This is a genomic window from Brevundimonas diminuta 3F5N, assembly GCF_900163625.1.
GTDB lineage: Bacteria > Pseudomonadota > Alphaproteobacteria > Caulobacterales > Caulobacteraceae > Brevundimonas > Brevundimonas diminuta_A.
The window spans coordinates 1-19,441 of record NZ_FUIE01000051.1 but is presented as its reverse complement, the minus strand read 5'-3'; the positions used below and the strand labels follow the sequence as shown (position 1 = coordinate 19,441).

Below are 19,441 nucleotides of genomic sequence, written 5' to 3'. Positions count from 1 at the left end.
AACCGCCCCGGCCCATCGCGCCAAGCCGTCATCTGCTCGGCGCGCCTCGAGACCCTTAGCGGCGGCGCGGGCTGAGAATGTCGCCCAGCCGATCCGGCGTGCTGGGAATCCGTTCCAGGCGCGGGTAGCGTAGGCCGTCGTGATAGTCGAAATCGACGGTGCGGTAGCGGTCGCCGTTCTTGAGCAGCAGACGGATCGGGGCGTCGGTTCCCTTGGCGGCGGTGACGGCGTCGCGCAGTTTCTCGGCTGAGGCGGCGATGTCGTTGACGGCCACCAGCTCCCAGCCCGGCCCGATGTCGGCCTCGAAGGCGCGGCCGCCCCAGCGGACGCCGGTCAGCTTGTTCGACGAGGACAGGGTGAAGCCCAGGGAATACTGGAAGTCGTTGGCCCAGCCCGACTGGATGCGTTTCTCGTCCGCCGTCAGGCTGTCCGTGTAGGTCAGGCGGTAGCCGCCGCGCGCCAGACCGTCCAGCGGGGCCCTGGCGTCTGGGCCGGCAGCGTCCAGGCGCGTGCGCAGGAAGGTCGCCCAGTCGTGCGGATGGACGGCGTTCAGCGCCGCGACCACGTCGTCGAACGTATAGCCGCGCGGCGCCCAGGAGCCGTTGTCGCCGCCGAAGAAGCCCTTGGCGAAGTCGTCCAGCGAGTTCTTGCCGCCCGTCGCCTCGCGGATCAGGGTGTCGGCGTCCAGCCAGATCAGCAGGGCCTCGCGGTAGTAGTCGCCGGTGCCGCGCATCCACGACGAATAGGGGTTCGAGGTGCGGTAGCCGAGCAGGTTGTGGTTGTTCGTATCCTGCAGCGGGCGCCATTCGCGGCCCGGCTGGTTGTCGTAGAAGGCCGCGACCTCGGCGAAGCTGGTCAGGATGTCGGCCTTGGACGCCAGGCCAGAGCGCGCCGTCAGCACGTCGCCCCAGTATTCCGTCTGGCCCTCATAGACCCACAGAAGCGTGTTCTGGGTCGGGATGTTGTGGTTGGCGGTCAGTTCATCGACCGGGCGCTGGCGCTTGCCGTTCCAGGCGTGGACGAACTCGTGCGGCAGCAGGCCGACGGCGCCCAGGTTCTTGCCCCAGCTGGTGAAGAAATCGGTCGGGACCGAGTTCTCGGACGAGCGGTGATGCTCCAGCCCGATGCCGCCCATTTTCGCCGTGGCGGCCACCAGGAAGTCGTAACGGTCATAGGGGCGGGCGCCGAACAGGCGGTCGGACTGCGTGACCAGGTTCTCGAACCAGCCCAGTTGCTCGGCCGTGGGGGCCAGATCCTTGGCCGCATCGGCGACGATGTTCAGGTGGACCGCGCCTTCGCCGTCGCCTCGGCGCGGGTCGATGGCTATGCGCTGGAAGTTGGCGCCGCCGAACAGGGGGCTGTCGATCAGGGTGTAGAGGTCGGTCGGCTTGAAGGTAGCCAGGCCGTCGACGAAGCTTTCGGTATCCAGCGCCACGCCGTATTTCCAGCCCTGCGGCAGGCGGATCGACGGGGCGAAGGTGATGCCGGTCGAGCGATAGCCCGCGGGATAGAGCAGGGCTTTCTCCCACTGGAGGTTGACCATCTCGGGCGTCATGACCACGCGCCAGGTCGAGCTGTCCGGCTGGGTCAGCCACTGGAAGTCGACGGTGATCTCGCTGACGCCCTGCGGCACCTCGATGTGGAAGGCGTAGGGATCGATGGTGTCGCGCAGCCAGTCGATGCGCTGCCCGCCGCCCTGGACGCTCACGCCCGATACCAGCTGGATCGGGCCGGTCGCCGCATGGTTGCCGGGCAGGAATTTCGGATAGAGCAGGACCAGGGGGCCGGGGGTGACCGGGATGGTCTGGCGCACGCGGACGATCTTCTTCTCGACGTCGGTGGCGTCGACCTCATAGCGGATGACGCCGGGATAGGCCTCGGCTGTCGGCGCCGGGATCGGCGGCAGGGCGCGGGGCAGGGCCAGCGGCGTGTTCTGCGGCGTCGGCGCCGACGGCGCCTGCGGGCCGGTCCATTGCTGAGCGAGCGCGGTCGAGGCGGCCGAGGTGAGCAGCAGGGCGAGGGCGGCGGCGGGCAGGCGTCGAGTCAGGGTCATATTACTCTCGTAACCCTTCTCCCCTTGGGGGAGAAGGTGGGCGGCGAAGCCGCTCGGATGAGGGGGCGGCTTCCACAGGCAAGGCGGGCGGCGGCGTATGCGTAGCCGACGGCCCCCTCATCCGTCTCGCTCCGCGAGCTACCTTCTCCCCCAAGGGGAGAAGGGTGTTCAGGTGGAATTTCCTAGCGCCGTCGTGGCGACAGGATGTCGCCCAGGCGGTCGGGCGTTCCCTCGATCCGCTCAAGATGCGGATAGCGCAGGCCGTCGTGGTAATCGAAACGCACTGTCTTGAAGCGGTCGCCGTTCTTGAGGATCAGCTCGATCGGCTCCGACGTCCCCTTGGCGGCGGACACGGCCTCCTTCAGCACATCGGCCGAGGTGGCGCGGCCGCCGACGGCGACGACTTCCCAGCCTGAGGTCAGCCCCTGCTCGAACGCCGGACCGCCCCACAGAACGGAGGTGATCTTGTTCGACCCGTTCATCATGAAGCCGAGCGAATAGGTGAAGTCGTTGCGGCCCAGCTCTTTATAGAGGGCGCCCATATAGCCGGACGGTTCTTCCTTGAAGACCAGGCGGTAGCCGCCGCGTTCGAACCCGTCGAGCGGCCCACGCGAGTCGGGGCCGACCGCGTCCAGTCGCTCGCGCAGGAAGGCGGCCCAGTCGTTCGCCTGCACCCCGTTCAGGGTCGAGGCCACATCGGCGAAGGTATAGGGGGCCGGGTCCCAGTTCCCGTCCTCGACGCCGAAGAAGGCCTTGGCGAAGTCATCCAGCGACTTCTTCCCGCCTGTGCGCTCGCGGATCAGGGTGTCGGCGTCCAGCCAGACCAGCGCGCCTTCGCGGTAGTAATCCTCGCTGCGCTGATAGCTGCTCCAGGGCTGTGGGCGGCGCTGGCTGATGATCGGGTCGTTGGTGGTGTCCTGCATGGCGCGCCACTGGCGGCCGGGGATGTGCTGGAAGCTGGCGGCGCTCATGGCCAGGACGTCCAGGGCCTGCTGCTTGGACATCAGCCCGGCGCGGGCGGTCAGGACCAGGCCCCAATACTGCGTCTGGCCCTCATAGACCCACATCAGGGAGTTCTGCAGCGGTTCGTTCAGATTGGGCGTCAGCTGGTCGGCCGGACGGCGCCATTTGCCGTTCCAGCTGTGGGTGTACTCGTGACCCAGCAGGTCGCGGTCGGCCAGGGTCGCCTCGCGGTCGGTGAAGTACTTCACATCGACGCTGTTCTCGGACGAGCGGTGATGCTCCAGGCCGATGCCGCCCAGCTTGTCCGTCACGGCCAGCAGGAAGTCGTAGTGGTTGAAGTGGCGCGCGCCGAACAGGCGGTCGGCCTGCTGCACCAGGTTGCGGTGCAGCTGGACGTGCTCGTCCGTCGCTCCCAGCATCTTGGCGTCATCGGCCACGACGTTCAGGCGCACCGGCGAGCGGCCGCCCGGATCGAGGTCGATCTGGCGATAGTGGGCGCCGGCGAAGACGGGGCTGTCGGCCAGATGCTCCAGCGTGATGGGGGCGAAGGTCGCCAAGCCGTTCTCGAAGCTGACAGTGTCCAGGGCGACGCCGTAATTCCAGCCCTGGGGCAGCTTCAGCGTCGGCTGGAAGGTGATCTGGCGCGAATAATAGCCCGCCGGATAGAGCAGGGCCTTCTCCCACTGGATGTTCAGCATCTCGGGCGTGACGACGACGCGGCCCTGATTGCCTTCGATGGGCGTCAGCCACTGGAAGGCGGCCTCGACCTCGGTGACGCCGGCCGGAACCTCGATCTGATAGGCCCAGGGCTGGACGGTGTTGCGCACCCACTCCAGGCGCCGGCCCTCGGCGGTGAAGGTCAGGCCGCCGACGTTGGCGACGGGGCCGACCGGGCCGTGGTTGCCGGGAATCCACTGCGGATAGAAGAGGATCAGAGGGCCGGGGCCGCTGACCGGAATGGTCTGGCGCACCTGGATCAGGCGGCGGTCGATATCGGTCGCGTCGACATCCAGCTTGATGACGCCGGGATAGGCTTCGTCCTTGGCCGCCGGGATCGGCGCCAGGGCGACGGGCAGGGCGGGCGTGCCCACCTGGGCCAGAGCGGCGCCGGCGCTGAACAGCAAGGCGGACGCGCAGGCGGTGACAAGCAGGCGTGTGGCAGGACGCATCATCAGGGGGACTTTCCGGCAAGGCGGCGAGGACGCCGCAGATCACTGTGCGTCGCGGCTATGGTCAAGCCCGACGTGGGCGGATGAATTCGCCGTCATGTTTGGGTCGTCTGCGCTGACGCGCATTTCATCGGCTACGGTTGCGTACTAGCCTGACAGCGGCATCACAAGGCGAAGGGGATCACATGGACGGGAAGCGGATTCTGGCGAGCGTCGCCGCGGCGATGGCGATTTCAGCGTCGTTTCCGGCCAGTGCGGCTCAGATGGCCGCGCCGGATCGCGCCAGCCACGAACCCGTGATCGAGACCGGCGACGTTGACCGCTTCTATGCGCTTTACGACAGCACCGCCGGGCAGCCGACCGCCGAGCAGCTTCAGGCCTATCTGGATGAGGGCTCCACCGGTCTGACGCACCTGGCGAAGGTCCGCAGGGTGACGGGCGCGAGGATGGCGGACGCCATGGCCGCCCGGCCCGAGATTTATGTCGAGGCGCGCGCCTGCGCCGGCCATCTGCCGCGCGTCCGTGCGCGAGTCGCGGAGGGGCTGGCCCGTTTCATCGATCAGTATCCCGAGGCGCGGTTTCCCTCGGCGACCTTTGTGATTGGTCGCGGCCGTCCGGTCGCGGTCGGCAGTCCGTTGGACGGCATCCAGGTGGGGCTGGAAGCGCTCTGCGCCACCGACTTCATCAATCCCGATATCGAGGACCGGTTCGTGGGGGTTCTGATCCACGAGTATGTCCATACTCAGCAGGCGCCGGAGCTCACCGAAAAGGAGCAGTACACGGTTCTCGAGGTGTCGTTGGCCGAAGGCGTCGCGGAGTTCGTGACCGAGCTGATGATTGGCGCGCCGGCCTATGCCTATCTCGCGCCGCAGACCCGAGGGCGTGAACTCGAGATCGAGACCGCCTTTGTCGCTGATCAGAACAAGACCGACCTGTCAGCCTGGGTCTATAATTCAACGCCCGAGAAGCCTGGCGACCTCGGCTATTGGGTTGGTTACCGCATCGCCAAGGCCTATTATAGGAACGCCCCAGACAAGCGCGAGGCCTTGCGGCAGATCCTGCAGCTCACGGACGTCAAGGCCTTCGTGGCGGCGAGCGGTTGGCGGCCCGGCATGGACCTGAGCTAGTCCGCCGGATTCACGTCCAACAGCTCGACCGTGAAGCGCAGGGCCGAGTTGGCGGGAATCTCGGTCCCCATCCAGCGCGGGCCGTAGGCCAGGTCGGCGGGGATGACGAACTCATAGGTTTCGCCCTCGCGCATCAGGGCGACGCCCTCGGTCCAGCCCTTGATGACGCGATTGAGCGGGAAGCTGGCCGGTTCGTTGCGGGAATAGGAGCTGTCGAACTCGCGCCCGTCGATGAATGTGCCGCGATAGTGGACCTTGACCGTGTCGGTCGCCGTCGGCTGCTCGCCCTTGGGATTGGCCTTGCCGACAAGGCGGTACTGCAGGCCCGACGGGGTCGATGTCCAGCCGCGACGCTGGCTGTTCCACATCAGATAGGCGGCCTGGCCGACCTCCCAATTCTCCTGGGTCGCGGGGCCGACCGGGGTGCGCGGCTCGGCGAAGTCGACGTCGGACGTCGAGGCGCACGCGGTCAGCGACAGTGCGCCCGACAGGGCGGCGAGAGCGGGCAGGGCGATGTGCTTCATAAGGCTAGGCTTATCACGCTGATCGAAACTGTCACCTAGTCGCGTGAGGGGTCTTTATTTCGCCCAAGAAGGGCGTATATATGCGCGTTCGCAGATTCCCTGAATCCCGCGCGAAAGCGCCGAGGCCCGGTTTGTCGCCCTCCGACCGGTGCGAAGGCGTCGCCCCTCCCCAAGGGGGCGGATACATCCAGGCGTCCTGATCTCTTAGCGGATCGAGGGTGGGCGCCGAGAGACATTTAACGGTCACGGATCGCCGATCGGCGCGCCGTGGCTGCTGCATTGAGAGCGGGCCTCGCAAGGGGCCGCGATTGGGAAAACAGAATGGCCAAGTCCACCGACGGTCTCGCCTTGGGTAAGATCGCTGCCGCCACGTCGTTTACCGGCAAGAAGCGCATTCGCTACAGCTTCGGGCGCATCCCCGAAGCCGTGCAGATGCCGAACCTGATCGAGGTTCAGCGCGCTTCCTACGAGCAGTTCCTGCAGCGCGAGTCGCGTCCGGGTCTGCGCCGGGACGAGGGCATCGAAGCGGTCTTCAAGTCGGTCTTCCCGATCAAGGACTTCAACGAGCGCGCCGTCCTGGAATACGTCTCCTACGAGTTCGAGGAGCCGAAGTACGACGTCGAGGAATGCATCCAGCGCGACATGACCTATGCCGCGCCGCTGAAGGTCAAGCTGCGCCTGATCGTCTTTGAGACCGAGGAAGAAACGGGCGCCCGTTCGGTCAAGGACATCAAGGAGCAGGACGTCTACATGGGCGATATCCCGCTCATGACGGACAAGGGCACCTTCATCGTCAACGGCACCGAGCGCGTGATCGTCTCGCAGATGCACCGTTCGCCGGGCGTCTTCTTCGACCACGACAAGGGCAAGACCCACTCGTCGGGCAAGCTGCTGTTCGCCGCCCGCGTGATCCCGTATCGCGGCTCGTGGCTGGACTTCGAGTTCGACGCCAAGGACATCGTCTTCGTCCGTATCGACCGTCGCCGTAAGCTGCCGGCCTCGACCTTCCTGCTGGCCCTCGGCATGGACGGCGAGGAGATTCTCAAGACCTTCTACGAAACCGTCCCCTACGAGAAGCGCGGCGAAGGCTGGGTCACCCCCTACAAGCCGGAACGCTGGCGCGGCGTGAAGCCGGAGTTCGACCTGGTCGACGCCGACACCGGCGAAGTGGTCGCTCCCGCTGGCCAGAAGATCAGCGCCCGCGCCGCCAAGAAGCTGGCTGACGGCGGCCTGAAGTCGCTGTCGCTGGCGGCTGACGCCCTGCTGACCAAGTATCTGGCTTCGGACGCCGTCAACTTCCAGACCGGCGAAATCTACGCCGAGGCGGGCGACGAGCTGGACGCCGCCGCGATCGAACTGCTGGAAGCCAACGGCTTCACCACCATCGACGTGCTGGACATCGACCACGTTACGGTCGGCGCCTACATGCGCAACACCCTGCGCGTGGACAAGAACACGGGCCGCGAGGACGCGCTGTTTGACGTCTATCGCGTCATGCGCCCGGGCGAGCCGCCGACGCCGGAAGCGGCCGAGGCCATGTTCAACTCGCTGTTCTTCGACGCAGAGCGCTACGACCTGTCGGCCGTGGGCCGCGTGAAGATGAACATGCGTCTGGAAACCCCCGAGGTTTCGGACGAAATCCGCGTCCTGCAAAAGGACGATGTGCTGAAGGTGCTGCAGATCCTGGTCGGCCTGAAGGACGGCCGCGGCGAGATCGACGACATCGACAACCTGGGCAACCGCCGGGTTCGTTCGGTGGGCGAGCTGCTGGAAAACCAGTACCGCGTCGGCCTGCTGCGCATGGAGCGCGCCATCAAGGAGCGCATGAGCAGCGTCGATATCGACACGGTCATGCCGCACGACCTGATCAACGCCAAACCGGCCGCCGCCGCGGTGCGTGAATTCTTCGGCTCGTCGCAGCTGTCGCAGTTCATGGACCAAACGAACCCGCTGTCGGAAATCACCCACAAGCGTCGCCTTTCGGCGCTTGGCCCGGGCGGTCTGACGCGCGAGCGCGCCGGCTTTGAAGTCCGCGACGTTCACCCGACCCACTACGGCCGCATCTGCCCGATTGAAACGCCGGAAGGCCCGAACATCGGTCTGATCAACTCGCTGGCCACTCACGCCCGCGTCAACAAGTACGGCTTCATCGAAAGCCCGTACCGTCGCGTGGTCGAAGGCAAGGCGACGGACGAGGTGGTCTACATCTCGGCCATGGAAGAGGCGAAGCACGTCATCGCCCAGGCCAACATCGAGCTGAAGGACGGCGAGATCGTCGAGGAGCTGGTGCCGGGCCGTATCAACGGCGACTCCCAGCTGCTGACCAAGGAAACGGTCGACATGATGGACGTGTCGCCGAAACAGGTCGTTTCGGTCGCCGCCGCCCTGATCCCCTTCCTGGAAAACGATGACGCCAACCGCGCGCTGATGGGCGCCAACATGCAACGTCAGGCCGTGCCTCTGGTGCAGTCGGACGCGCCGCTGGTCGGCACCGGCATGGAAGCGGTCGTGGCCGTGGACTCGGGCGCTGTGGTGATCGCCCGTCGTGACGGCGTGGTCGAGCAGATCGACGGCACCCGCATCGTCGTCCGCGCGACGGGCGACGTGGACGCCGGCCGTTCGGGCGTCGACATCTATCGCCTGTCGAAGTTCCAGCGCTCCAACCAGTCGACCTGCATCAACCAGCGCCCGATCGTGCGCGTGGGCGATGAAGTGAAGACCGGCGACGTCATCGCCGACGGTCCGTCGACGGACCTGGGCGAACTGGCTCTGGGCCGCAACGTCCTAGTCGCCTACATGCCCTGGAACGGCTACAACTTCGAAGACTCCATCCTGATCTCTGAGCGCATCGTGCGCGACGACATCTTCACCTCGATCCACCTGGAAGAGTTCGAGGTCATGGCCCGCGACACCAAGCTGGGTCCGGAAGAAATCACCCGCGACATCCCGAACGTCGGCGAGGAAGCCCTGCGCAACCTCGACGAAGCGGGCATCGTGGCCATCGGCGCCGAAGTCCAGCCGGGCGACATCCTGGTCGGCAAGGTGACGCCGAAGGGCGAAAGCCCGATGACGCCGGAAGAGAAGCTGCTGCGCGCCATCTTCGGCGAGAAGGCTTCGGACGTGCGCGACACCTCGCTGCGTCTGCCGCCGGGCGTCGCCGGCACCATCGTCGACGTGCGCGTGTTCAACCGCCACGGCATCGACAAGGACGAGCGCGCCATGGCGATCGAGCGCGCCGAGATCGAGCGTCTGGGCAAGGACCGCGACGACGAGCTCAAGATCCTTGAGCGTAACGTCTACGGCCGCGTGAAGCCGCTGCTGCTCGGCAAGACTGCCGTGTCCGGCCCGAAGGGCATGGGCCGCGGCGACGTGACCGAAGAGAAGCTGGCCGAAGTGTCCAAGGGTCTGTGGTGGCAGGTCGCCCTCGACGACGAGAAGGCGATGGGCGAGCTGGAGGCCATGAAGAAGCAGTTCGAGGACGCCCGTAAGGCCCTCGACCGTCGCTTCGAAGACAAGGTCGAGAAGCTGCAGCGCGGCGACGAGATGCCGCCTGGCGTCATGAAGATGGTCAAGGTCTTCGTGGCCGTGAAGCGCAAGCTGCAGCCGGGCGACAAGATGGCCGGCCGTCACGGGAACAAGGGCGTCATCTCCAAGATCCTGCCGATCGAGGACATGCCGCACCTGGACGACGGCACGCACGTCGACATCGTTCTGAACCCGCTGGGCGTGCCGTCGCGCATGAACATCGGCCAGATCTTCGAGACCCACCTGGGTTGGGCCGCCGCTGGCCTCGGCAAGCAGATCAAGGGCTTGCTCGAGCAGTGGATGGACGGCGGCATGCGCGACGCCCTGGTGTCGCGTCTGACCGAGATCTACGGCGCCGACACCCCGCTGCCGCAGAGCGACGAAGAGCTGATCGAGCTGGCTCAGAACCTGTCCAAGGGCGTTCCGTTCGCGACTCCGGTCTTCGACGGCGCGCACATCTCGGACATCGAGGACCTGCTGGAATCGGCGGATCTGGATCGTTCGGGTCAGTCGATCCTGTTCGACGGTCAGACGGGCGAGCAGTTCAAGCGTCCGGTCACGGTCGGCTATGTGTACATGCTGAAGCTGCACCACCTGGTCGACGACAAGATCCACGCCCGCTCGATCGGCCCGTACTCGCTCGTCACCCAGCAGCCGCTGGGCGGTAAGGCGCAGTTCGGCGGTCAGCGCTTCGGGGAAATGGAGGTCTGGGCTCTGGAAGCTTACGGCGCCGCCTACACCCTGCAGGAAATGCTGACGGTGAAGTCGGACGACGTGGCCGGCCGGACCAAGGTCTACGAGGCCATCGTCCGCGGCGACGACAGCTTCGAGGCTGGCATCCCCGAGTCCTTCAACGTGCTGGTGAAGGAAATGCGCTCGCTGGGCCTGAACGTGGAGCTGGAAAACAGCTGACCGGAAACAAAGCCCTCTCCCGCACGGCGGGGGAGGGCGGTCCGCCTGTTCTCCTCTCTGAATGATTTTCGCGGGGCATTCCCGCAGAAGGAATAAAGATGAACCAGGAAGTCCTGAACATCTTCAACCCGGTCCCGGTCACCCCGACCTTCGACCAGATCAAGATCGCCCTGGCCTCGCCGGAGAAGATCCGGTCGTGGTCGTTCGGCGAGATCAAAAAGCCGGAAACCATCAACTACCGCACGTTCAAGCCTGAGCGTGACGGCCTGTTCTGCGCCCGTATCTTTGGCCCGACCAAGGACTACGAATGCCTGTGCGGCAAGTACAAGCGCATGAAGTACAAGGGCATCATCTGCGAGAAGTGCGGCGTTGAAGTCACGCTGGCTCGCGTTCGCCGCGAGCGCATGGGTCACATCGACCTGGCCGCTCCGGTCGCCCACATCTGGTTCCTGAAGTCGCTGCCGTCGCGCATCTCGCTGATGCTGGACATGGCGCTGAAGGACGTCGAGCGCGTCCTGTACTTCGAGAACTACATCGTCACCGAGCCGGGCCTGACCCCGCTGAAGCAGAACCAACTGCTGACGGAAGACGAGTTCTATCACTATCAGGAAGAGTTCGGCGACGACGGCTTCACCGCCGAGATCGGCGCCGAGGCGGTGCGCAACCTGCTGATGGCGATCGACCTGAACGCCGAGGCTGAAAAGCACCGCGCCGAACTGGCCGACAGCCCGTCGGAGCTGAAGGCCAAGAAGGCCTCCAAGCGTCTGAAGCTGATGGAAGCCTTCATCGAGTCGGGCAACAAGCCCGAGTGGATGATCCTGACCATCGTGCCGGTCATCCCGCCGGAACTGCGCCCGCTGGTGCCGCTGGACGGCGGCCGTTTCGCGACGTCGGACCTGAACGACCTGTATCGCCGGGTCATCAACCGTAACAACCGCCTGAAGCGCCTGATCGAGCTGCGCGCGCCAGACATCATCATCCGCAACGAAAAGCGGATGCTGCAGGAATCCGTCGACGCCCTGTTCGACAACGGCCGCCGCGGTCGCGTCATCACCGGCGCGAACAAGCGTCCGCTGAAGTCGCTGGCCGACATGCTGAAGGGCAAGCAGGGCCGCTTCCGTCAGAACCTGCTGGGCAAGCGCGTCGACTACTCGGGCCGTTCGGTCATCACCGTGGGTCCCGAGCTGAAGCTGCACGAGTGCGGCCTGCCGAAGAAGATGGCGCTGGAGCTGTTCAAGCCGTTCATCTACGCGCGTCTGGACGCCAAGGGTCTGTCGGGCACCGTCAAGCAGTCCAAGCGCATGGTCGAGCGCGAACAGCCCGCTGTCTGGGACATCCTGGACGAGGTCATCCGCGAGCACCCGGTCCTGCTGAACCGCGCGCCGACGCTTCACCGTCTGGGCATCCAGGCGTTCGAGCCCAAGCTGATCGAGGGCAAGGCCATCCGCCTGCACCCGCTGGTCTGTACGGCGTTCAACGCTGACTTCGACGGCGACCAGATGGCCGTGCACGTCCCGCTGAGCCTCGAGGCCCAGCTGGAAGCGCGCGTCCTGATGATGTCGACGAACAACATCCTGTCGCCCGCCAACGGCAAGCCGATCATCGTGCCGTCGCAGGACATCGTCCTGGGCCTGTACTACCTGTCGCTGGTCAAGGAGAACCAGCCGGGCGAAGGCAAGCTGTTCGCCAACATGGGTGAAATCGACGCCGCGCTGGACGCCCAGGTCGTCAAGCTGCACACCAAGATCAAGGCGCGCTGGACCGAGATGAACTCGGACGGCGAAGTCGTGACCAAGGTGATCGACACGACGCCGGGCCGGATGAAGCTGGGCGCTCTGCTGCCGCTGAACCGGAACATCGGCTACCGTCTTCTCGAGAAGAACCTGACCAAGAAGGAAATCGGCAACCTGATCGATCAGGTCTACCGTCACTGTGGTCAGAAGGCGACGGTCATCTTCGCCGACCAGATGATGCAGATGGGCTTCCGCGAAGCGGCCAAGGCCGGCATCTCGGTGGGCAAGGACGACATCGTCATCCCGGCCAAGAAGGAACAGCTGGTCAACGAAACCCGCACCCAGGTCGAAGAGTACGAGCAGCAATATGCTGACGGCCTCATCACCAAGGGCGAGAAGTACAACAAGGTCGTCGACGCCTGGGCTAAGGCCACGGACAAGATCGCCGACGAGATGATGGGCGAAATCGCTCAGCCTCGCGTCCTGATCAAGGGCCAGGAGCCCGACATCAACTCGGTCTTCATGATGGCCAACTCGGGCGCTCGTGGCTCGCAGGCCCAGATGAAGCAACTGGGCGGGATGCGCGGCCTGATGGCCAAGCCTTCGGGCGAGATCATCGAGACGCCGATTATCTCGAACTTCAAGGAAGGCCTGACCGTCCTTGAATACTTCAACTCCACCCACGGCGCCCGTAAGGGTCTGGCCGACACCGCGCTGAAGACCGCCAACTCGGGTTACCTGACCCGTCGTCTGGTGGACGTGGCGCAGGACTCCATCGTCACCGAGGAAGACTGCGGCTCGACGCGCGGCATCACCCTGCGCGCCGTGGTCGAAGGCGGCGACGTGCTGGTCTCGCTGGGCCAACGCGTCCTGGGTCGCTATGCGGCCGAGGACATCAAGGAGCCGGGCGGCGAACTCCTGTTCCCTGCGGACACCTATCTGCAGGAAGAGGAAGTCGAGCTGATCGACAAGGTCGGCGTCCAGTCCATCAAGGTCCGCTCGGCCCTGACGTGTGAAGCCGACGCCGGCATCTGCGGCATGTGCTACGGCCGTGACCTGGCGCGTGGCACCAACGTCAACATCGGCGAAGCGGTCGGCGTCATCGCCGCCCAGTCGATCGGCGAGCCGGGCACCCAGCTGACGATGCGTACCTTCCACATCGGCGGTACGGCCCAGGTGGCGGAAACCTCGTTCTTCGAGGCGACCAACGCCGGTATCATCAAGGTGGTCGGCCCGACCGTTATCGCCGCCCACGGCGATCCGGTGTCCATGAGCCGCAACGTCGTGGTCACCGTGACCGTCGACGGCAAGGACCGCGAATCCTACAAGGTGCCTTACGGCGCGCGCCTGCGCGTCAAGGACGGCGGCGAGGTGGTCAAGAACCAGCGCCTGGCCGAGTGGGACCCCTACACCACCCCGATCCTGACGGAAGTCGGCGGCGTGGTGCGCTTCGAGGACCTGGTCGAAGGCCTGTCGGTCAAGGAAGAGACCGACGAAGCCACCGGCATCGCCCAGCGCGTCGTGTCGGACTGGCGCGCCAGCCCGCGCGGTTCGGACCTGCGTCCGGCCGTCGGCGTCACCCAGGGCGACAGCTACGCCAAGCTGTCGAGCGGTTCTGACGCGCGTTACCTGCTGCCCGTGGGCGCCATCCTGTCGGTGGCGAACGGCGACGAGGTCAAGCCGGGCGACATCGTCGCTCGTATCCCGACCGAAGGCGCCAAGACCCGCGACATCACCGGCGGTCTGCCGCGCGTGGCCGAACTGTTCGAAGCCCGTCGTCCGAAGGACTGCGCTGTCATCGCCGAGATGGACGGCCGCGTCGAATTCGGTCGCGACTACAAGAACAAGCGCCGCATCAAGATCACCCCGGAAGTCGATGCAGACGGCAACCAGGGCGAAGCGGTCGAGTTCCTGATCCCGAAGGGCAAGCACATCTCCGTCCACGACGGCGATCTGATCCAGAAGGGCGACTACATCATCGACGGCAACCCGGATCCGCACGACCTGCTGCGCATCCAGGGCGTCGAGGCGCTGGCCGAGTATCTGGTGAACGAAGTGCAGGAGGTCTATCGACTGCAGGGCGTGCCGATCAACGACAAGCACATCGAGGTGATCGTTCGCCAGATGCTGCAGAAGGTTGAAGTCCTCGATTCCGCCGAGACGACGCTCATCAAGGGCGACCATGTCGATCGGGTCGAAGTCGACATCGAGAACGCCAAGGTCGAGAAGCGCGGCGGCCGTATCGCCACCGTGCAGCCGGTCCTGCTGGGCATCACCAAGGCGTCGCTGCAGACCCGCAGCTTCATCTCGGCGGCCTCGTTCCAGGAGACCACTCGCGTCCTCACCGAGGCTTCGGTCCACGGTAAGAAGGACACGCTGGAAGGCCTGAAGGAAAACGTGATCGTGGGTCGTCTGATCCCGGCGGGCACGGGCTCCTACCTGCGCAGCCTGCAGAAGATCGCCAACGAGCGTGACGCTGAGCTGACCCAGGCCCGCGAAGATGCGGTCGAACCGCTTCCCGCGGATCTGGCCCTGGAGCTGGAGCAGTCGACCGACTGATCCGGGTCTCGGACCTGCAAAGACTGAAGAGGGCGGCGTCGAAAGGCGCCGCTCTTTTTTGTTGGCCTATCGCGCTTCGCGCTGCTTGAGGCCGTCTGTTGGGCTACGGCGTTGAGGCCGTTGGGCAGCCGATGGCCGATGGGGCTGCGCGCCGGACGTTTACTGAGGACGCATCGGTTCGCGCGGTCCGGCGGCGCCGGGCGTCATCGGGCGGCCCGAGGCCGGGGCGCCGTCGCGGCGGGTCTGGACGTTGCGGTTGGAGTCTATCTGCATCGAGGAATCCAGGTGCGCGCCGGCGCAGCCCGTGCCGAAGTTGGAGCCGGGGCAGTCCTGGGGCGCCAGAACGCCGACGCCGCCGCTGAGCGGGCGTCGCTGGGCCTCGTAGCGCTGCATCTCGCGCGCGCCTTCGCGGGCGAAGCGGGCGTCGCGTCCGGCGTTGCCGGAGCCTGTGATGCGGCCGTTCTCTGCGCCCTGCGCCGCGCGGGCGTTGAACCTTTCCTCGCAGATGATCTCTTCGCCTCGCCGCAACAACTGGCCGGCGGGGCATCCGGCGGGCGAGGTGCGCAAGGCGCGTGCGTTGCGCCCGGTCTGACCTTCCGACGTCACCCGCCAGGCGTCGGACACGCCGTCCACGCCTGAGGCGGCGGCGGAAGGCGCGCCCGGCGCCGGATTGGCCAGCCGCGGCGCTGGCGGGGCGGGCAGGCCGTCGCGGCCATCCTCTTCGTCCTTCTTGCGTGGGCGTATGGGCGCGATCACGGCGGGGGCTGCGGGCGCCTGCTCCAGCGCTGCGGCGGGGCGCGTGGGCGCCGTCTTGGGCGCAGGAGTCGGCAGGGGCGCGGCTTGCGGCGCAGTCCGAGGGGCCGGCGTCGCCTGAACGGCGACCGGCGCGGGCGAAGGTTGGGCTGCGGCGCTCTGAGGCGGCTGCGATTCTACGGGTGTCGGCGGGGGCGTCGGGACGCGTGTCGGTGCGGGCAGGGGCGGCAGCGGTTGCGGCGGAACGAACGGACGCTCGAGTTCAAGCTGGATGATCGGCGGGGCCGGCGGCGAGGGGAGGGCTTCGCGCCGGTCGCTCGCGGCGTAATGGGCCATGCTGCCCAGGACGACCGCATGCAGCAGCAGGGAGGCTCCTGCCGTCAGGGTTCGCTTGAGACCCGGCCGCGCCCGTTTTGCGGCGCCGTCGGGCAGAACGGCGATGCTCATGAAGGCTCCCCCATCGTCCGAACGAATGATGCCTAGTCAAGCATGGCGATGTATAGGCGCAATATCATCGATCCCTGAACAGGGTGCGAATGCGGGGCCTCGGGCGTCGGCCTGTGCGAATCCCTTGACCTGTTAACGGATCGAGCGTAGAAGCCGCGCACTTTCGAGACGTGGGCGGTTCGCCGTCCGTTGAGATCGTGACAATTGAACGGACGGGCTGTGTCCCGCCGGAACGCCCGAAGCGCGCGTTCCGGTTTTTCTGTTTGGGCGTCGTGACCTCGGCTCGATAGCACCCGGACGGGGCTTCGGTCCCGTTCAAAAGAAGGCTCATGAGGCGCTCCGGTCGAAAGACACACGCCTCCACATCGAAAAGAGACGAATTCGAATGCCCACGATCAACCAACTGATCCGCAAGCCCCGCAAGCCGAAGCCGGTTCGCAACAAGGTCCCGGCCCTGGAGGGTTCGCCCCAGCGTCGCGGCGTCTGCACCCGCGTGTACACGACGACCCCGAAGAAGCCGAACTCGGCTCTGCGTAAGGTCGCCAAGGTCCGTCTGGCCAAGAACGGCGTCGAAGCCGTGTGCTACATCCCCGGCGAAGGCCACAACCTGCAGGAGCACTCGGTTGTGCTGATCCGCGGCGGCCGCGTGAAGGACTTGCCCGGCGTGCGTTACCACATCCTGCGCGGCGTGCTCGATACGCAAGGCGTCAAGGACCGCAAGCAGCGTCGTTCGCACTACGGCGCCAAGCGTCCGAAGTAATCGGCCCCGGCCTACGTTTCAGAGATTTTCCCGACGTCAGTCGGGCCCGAGAAGGAATAACCCATGTCGCGTCGTCACCGCGCCCAGAAGCGTGAAGTTCTGCCGGATCCCAAGTTCGGCGATCTGATCGTCACCAAGTTCATGAACTACGTCATGTACGAAGGTAAGAAGGCCGTCGCCGAAAACATCGTTTACGGCGCCTTCGACATCCTGGCGGACAAGAAGAAGGAGCAGACTGCGGTCGAGACCTTCCACGCCGCCCTGGAAAACGTCGCCCCGTCGGTCGAAGTCCGTTCGCGTCGCGTCGGCGGCGCCACCTATCAGGTGCCGGTCGAAGTCCGTCCGGACCGTCGTCGCGCCCTGGCCATCCGTTGGCTGGTCAACGCCGCCCGCAACCGCGGCGAAAACACCATGACGGAAAAGCTGGCCGCTGAGCTGCTGGACGCCTCGAACAACCGCGGCACCGCAGTCAAGAAGCGCGAAGACACCCACAAGATGGCCGAAGCCAACCGCGCCTTCAGCCACTACCGCTGGTAAGCGTCTTAAAACCGCCAATGGCGGCGACTATTTAAGACGATCTGGCGCGGGCGTTTTTTCGGAATCGCCCGCGCCGTCATATCCGACACCCCAGGGCGCTCGCCGCGTCCGCGAAGCTCCCGGAAGGCAACTTCAATGCCCCGCACACACAACATCGAAGACTACCGCAACTTCGGCATCATGGCCCACATCGACGCGGGCAAGACGACGACGACCGAGCGGATCCTGTTCTACACCGGCAAGAACCACAAAATGGGCGAGACGCACGATGGCGCGTCCACCATGGACTGGATGGACCAGGAGCAGGAACGCGGCATCACCATCACGTCGGCCGCGACGACCGCTTTCTGGCGCGAAAAGCGCCTGAACATCATCGACACCCCCGGCCACGTGGACTTCACCATTGAAGTCGAGCGTTCGCTGCGCGTGCTCGACGGCGCCGTGACGGTGCTGGACGGCAACGCCGGCGTTGAGCCGCAGACGGAAACCGTCTGGCGCCAGGCTGACAAGTACAACGTTCCGCGTATCGTCTTCGTCAACAAGATGGACAAGATCGGCGCCGACTTCGAGAAGTCCGTCGAGTCGATCCGCGATCGTCTGGGCGCCAAGGCTGTGCCGATCCAACTGCCGATCGGTTCGGAATCGAACCTGAAGGGCGTGGTCGACCTGGTCGAGATGAAGGCCCTGGTCTGGGAAACCGACCAAGTCGGCGCCTCGGCCGACGTGCGCGACATCCCGGCTGACATGGCTGACGCTGTGGCCGCCGCTCGCCAGTACCTGGTCGACAACGCCGTCGAGATCGACGACGAGGCCATGGAAGCCTACCTGGAAGGCAACGAGCCCTCGGTTGAAGTGCTGAAGCGCTGCATCCGCAAGGCCGTGATCGAAGGTCACTTCTACCCGATCCTCGCTGGCTCGGCTTTTAAGAACAAGGGCGTGCAGCCCCTGCTGGACGCCGTCGTCGACTACTTGCCGTCGCCGGTGGACATCCCGCCGACGCCGGGCATCGACTTCAAGACCGAAGAGCCGATCGTCCGTAAGGCTTCGGACGAAGAGCCCCTGTCGGTTCTGGCGTTCAAGATCATGGACGACCCCTTCGTCGGTTCGATCACCTTCTGCCGCCTGTACTCGGGCAAGATGGAGACCGGTCAGTCGCTGCTGAACTCGTCGCGCGACAAGCGCGAGCGCGTCGGCCGCATGCTGCTGATGCACTCCAACAACCGTGAGGACATCAAGGAAGCCTACGCAGGCGACATCGTCGCCCTGGCCGGCCTGAAGGAAACCCGCACGGGCGACACCCTGTGCGACCCGCTGAAGTCGCCGGTCATCCTCGAGAAGATGGAATTCCCGGCGCCGGTCATCGAGATCGCCGTCGAGCCCAAGACCAAGGCCGACCAGGAGAAGCTGGGCGTCGCCCTGGCCAAGCTGGCTTCGGAAGATCCGTCCTTCACCGTCTCGACCGACCACGAGTCGGGCCAGACGATCCTGAAGGGCATGGGCGAGCTGCACCTGGACATCAAGATCGACATCCTGAAGCGCACCTACAAGGTCGAAGCGACCATCGGCGCGCCGCAGGTGGCCTATCGTGAATCGATCAGCCGCAAGGTCGAGATCGACTACACGCACAAGAAGCAGACCGGCGGTACGGGCCAGTTCGCCCGCGTCAAGCTGGTGTTCGAGCCGGGCGAGCCGGGTTCGGACTTCGTCTTCGAGTCGGCCATCGTCGGCGGTGCGGTGCCCAAGGAATACATTCCGGGCGTCGAAAAGGGCCTGAAGTCGGCCAAGGACAACGGCCTGCTGGCCGGCTTCCCGGTGATCGACGTCAAGGCGACGCTGATCGACGGCGCCTTCCACGACGTCGACTCCTCGGTTCTGGCCTTCGAAATCGCGTCGCGCGCTGCGTTCCGCGAGCTGAAGGAAAAGGGTGGACCGAAGCTGCTCGAGCCGATCATGGCGGTCGAGGTCGTGACCCCGGAAGAGTACCTGGGTTCGATCATCGGCGACCTGAACGGCCGTCGCGGCATGATCCAGGGGCAGGACATGCGCGGCAACGCCGTCGTCGTGAACGCCTTCGTGCCGCTGGCCAACATGTTCGGCTACGTGAACACGCTGCGCGGCATGTCGCAGGGCCGCGCCCAGTTCACCATGCAGTACGACCACTATGAATCGGTGCCGCAACACGTCGCCGACGAAGTGATCAAGAAGTACGCCTAAATCCGTCTTTCTGACGGACGCACTTGAAAACGGGGCGGTTTGACCACAAATCGCCCCACCTATCCCCAAACCCATTTGGACCCCAGTTTGGGGACACCAGGAGCTAGAGAATGGCCAAGGAAAAGTTCGAACGCACGAAGCCGCACGTGAACATCGGCACGATCG

General features: G+C 65.5%; 10 protein-coding genes. 6 read left to right on the top strand and 4 right to left on the bottom strand.

Features of this window, described 5'->3' with window-relative positions:
• Nucleotides 1-55: 55 nt before the first annotated feature.
• Both FM111_RS09925 and FM111_RS09920 read right to left on the bottom strand, forming a co-directional pair.
• Entirely contained in the window at nt 56-2,053 is a 1,998-nt protein-coding gene (locus FM111_RS09925; RefSeq protein ID WP_087140780.1) for a M61 family metallopeptidase, read from the bottom strand.
• A gap of 182 nt (nt 2,054-2,235) precedes the next feature.
• On the bottom strand, nt 2,236-4,185 hold the full coding sequence (locus FM111_RS09920) for a M61 family metallopeptidase (RefSeq protein ID WP_373407972.1): 1,950 nt from the start codon (nt 4,183-4,185) through the stop codon (nt 2,236-2,238).
• A gap of 185 nt (nt 4,186-4,370) precedes the next feature.
• Between FM111_RS09920 and FM111_RS09915 the strand changes: the two genes are divergently transcribed.
• Nucleotides 4,371-5,312: a DUF2268 domain-containing putative Zn-dependent protease gene (locus FM111_RS09915; protein ID WP_087140778.1), complete on the top strand. Its 942-nt coding sequence runs from the start codon at nt 4,371-4,373 to the stop codon at nt 5,310-5,312.
• On the opposite strand, the gene FM111_RS09910 is transcribed toward FM111_RS09915, so the two are convergent.
• Nucleotides 5,309-5,836 (bottom strand): FKBP-type peptidyl-prolyl cis-trans isomerase, encoded by a 528-nt coding sequence (locus FM111_RS09910; RefSeq protein ID WP_087140777.1) that lies wholly within the window; start codon nt 5,834-5,836, stop codon nt 5,309-5,311. The two genes, FM111_RS09915 and FM111_RS09910, sit on opposite strands and share 4 nt — an antisense overlap.
• Nucleotides 5,837-6,157: 321 nt before the next feature.
• Here FM111_RS09910 and rpoB point away from each other — a divergent pair, with 321 nt between their 5' ends.
• Nucleotides 6,158-10,273: a DNA-directed RNA polymerase subunit beta gene (gene rpoB, locus FM111_RS09905; protein WP_087140776.1), complete on the top strand. Its 4,116-nt coding sequence runs from the start codon at nt 6,158-6,160 to the stop codon at nt 10,271-10,273.
• Nucleotides 10,274-10,371: 98 nt separating this feature from the next.
• Nucleotides 10,372-14,565, top strand: a complete 4,194-nt coding sequence (rpoC, locus tag FM111_RS09900) for a DNA-directed RNA polymerase subunit beta' (RefSeq protein ID WP_087140775.1) — start codon at nt 10,372-10,374, stop codon at nt 14,563-14,565.
• Nucleotides 14,566-14,724: 159 nt separating this feature from the next.
• On the opposite strand, the gene FM111_RS09895 is transcribed toward rpoC, so the two are convergent.
• Nucleotides 14,725-15,765 carry a hypothetical protein gene (locus FM111_RS09895; protein WP_087140774.1) on the bottom strand — a complete coding sequence of 347 codons (1,041 nt, stop codon included), beginning with the start codon at nt 15,763-15,765 and terminating at the stop codon, nt 14,725-14,727.
• 385 nt (nt 15,766-16,150) lie between these two features.
• Here FM111_RS09895 and rpsL point away from each other — a divergent pair, with 385 nt between their 5' ends.
• The 3 genes from rpsL to fusA all read left to right on the top strand — a co-directional run bounded on the left by rpsL (nt 16,151) and on the right by fusA (nt 19,276).
• Nucleotides 16,151-16,525 (top strand): 30S ribosomal protein S12, encoded by a 375-nt coding sequence (gene rpsL / locus FM111_RS09890; RefSeq protein ID WP_003165508.1) that lies wholly within the window; start codon nt 16,151-16,153, stop codon nt 16,523-16,525.
• A 63-nt stretch (nt 16,526-16,588) separates the two neighbouring features.
• The gene (gene rpsG / locus FM111_RS09885; RefSeq protein WP_087140773.1) at nt 16,589-17,062 is read left to right on the top strand and encodes a 30S ribosomal protein S7; all 474 of its coding nucleotides are present in this window, start codon (nt 16,589-16,591) and stop codon (nt 17,060-17,062) included.
• A 135-nt stretch (nt 17,063-17,197) separates the two neighbouring features.
• Nucleotides 17,198-19,276, top strand: coding sequence for an elongation factor G (gene fusA, locus FM111_RS09880; protein ID WP_087140772.1), 2,079 nt, complete (start codon nt 17,198-17,200; stop codon nt 19,274-19,276).
• Nucleotides 19,277-19,441 lie beyond the last annotated feature (165 nt).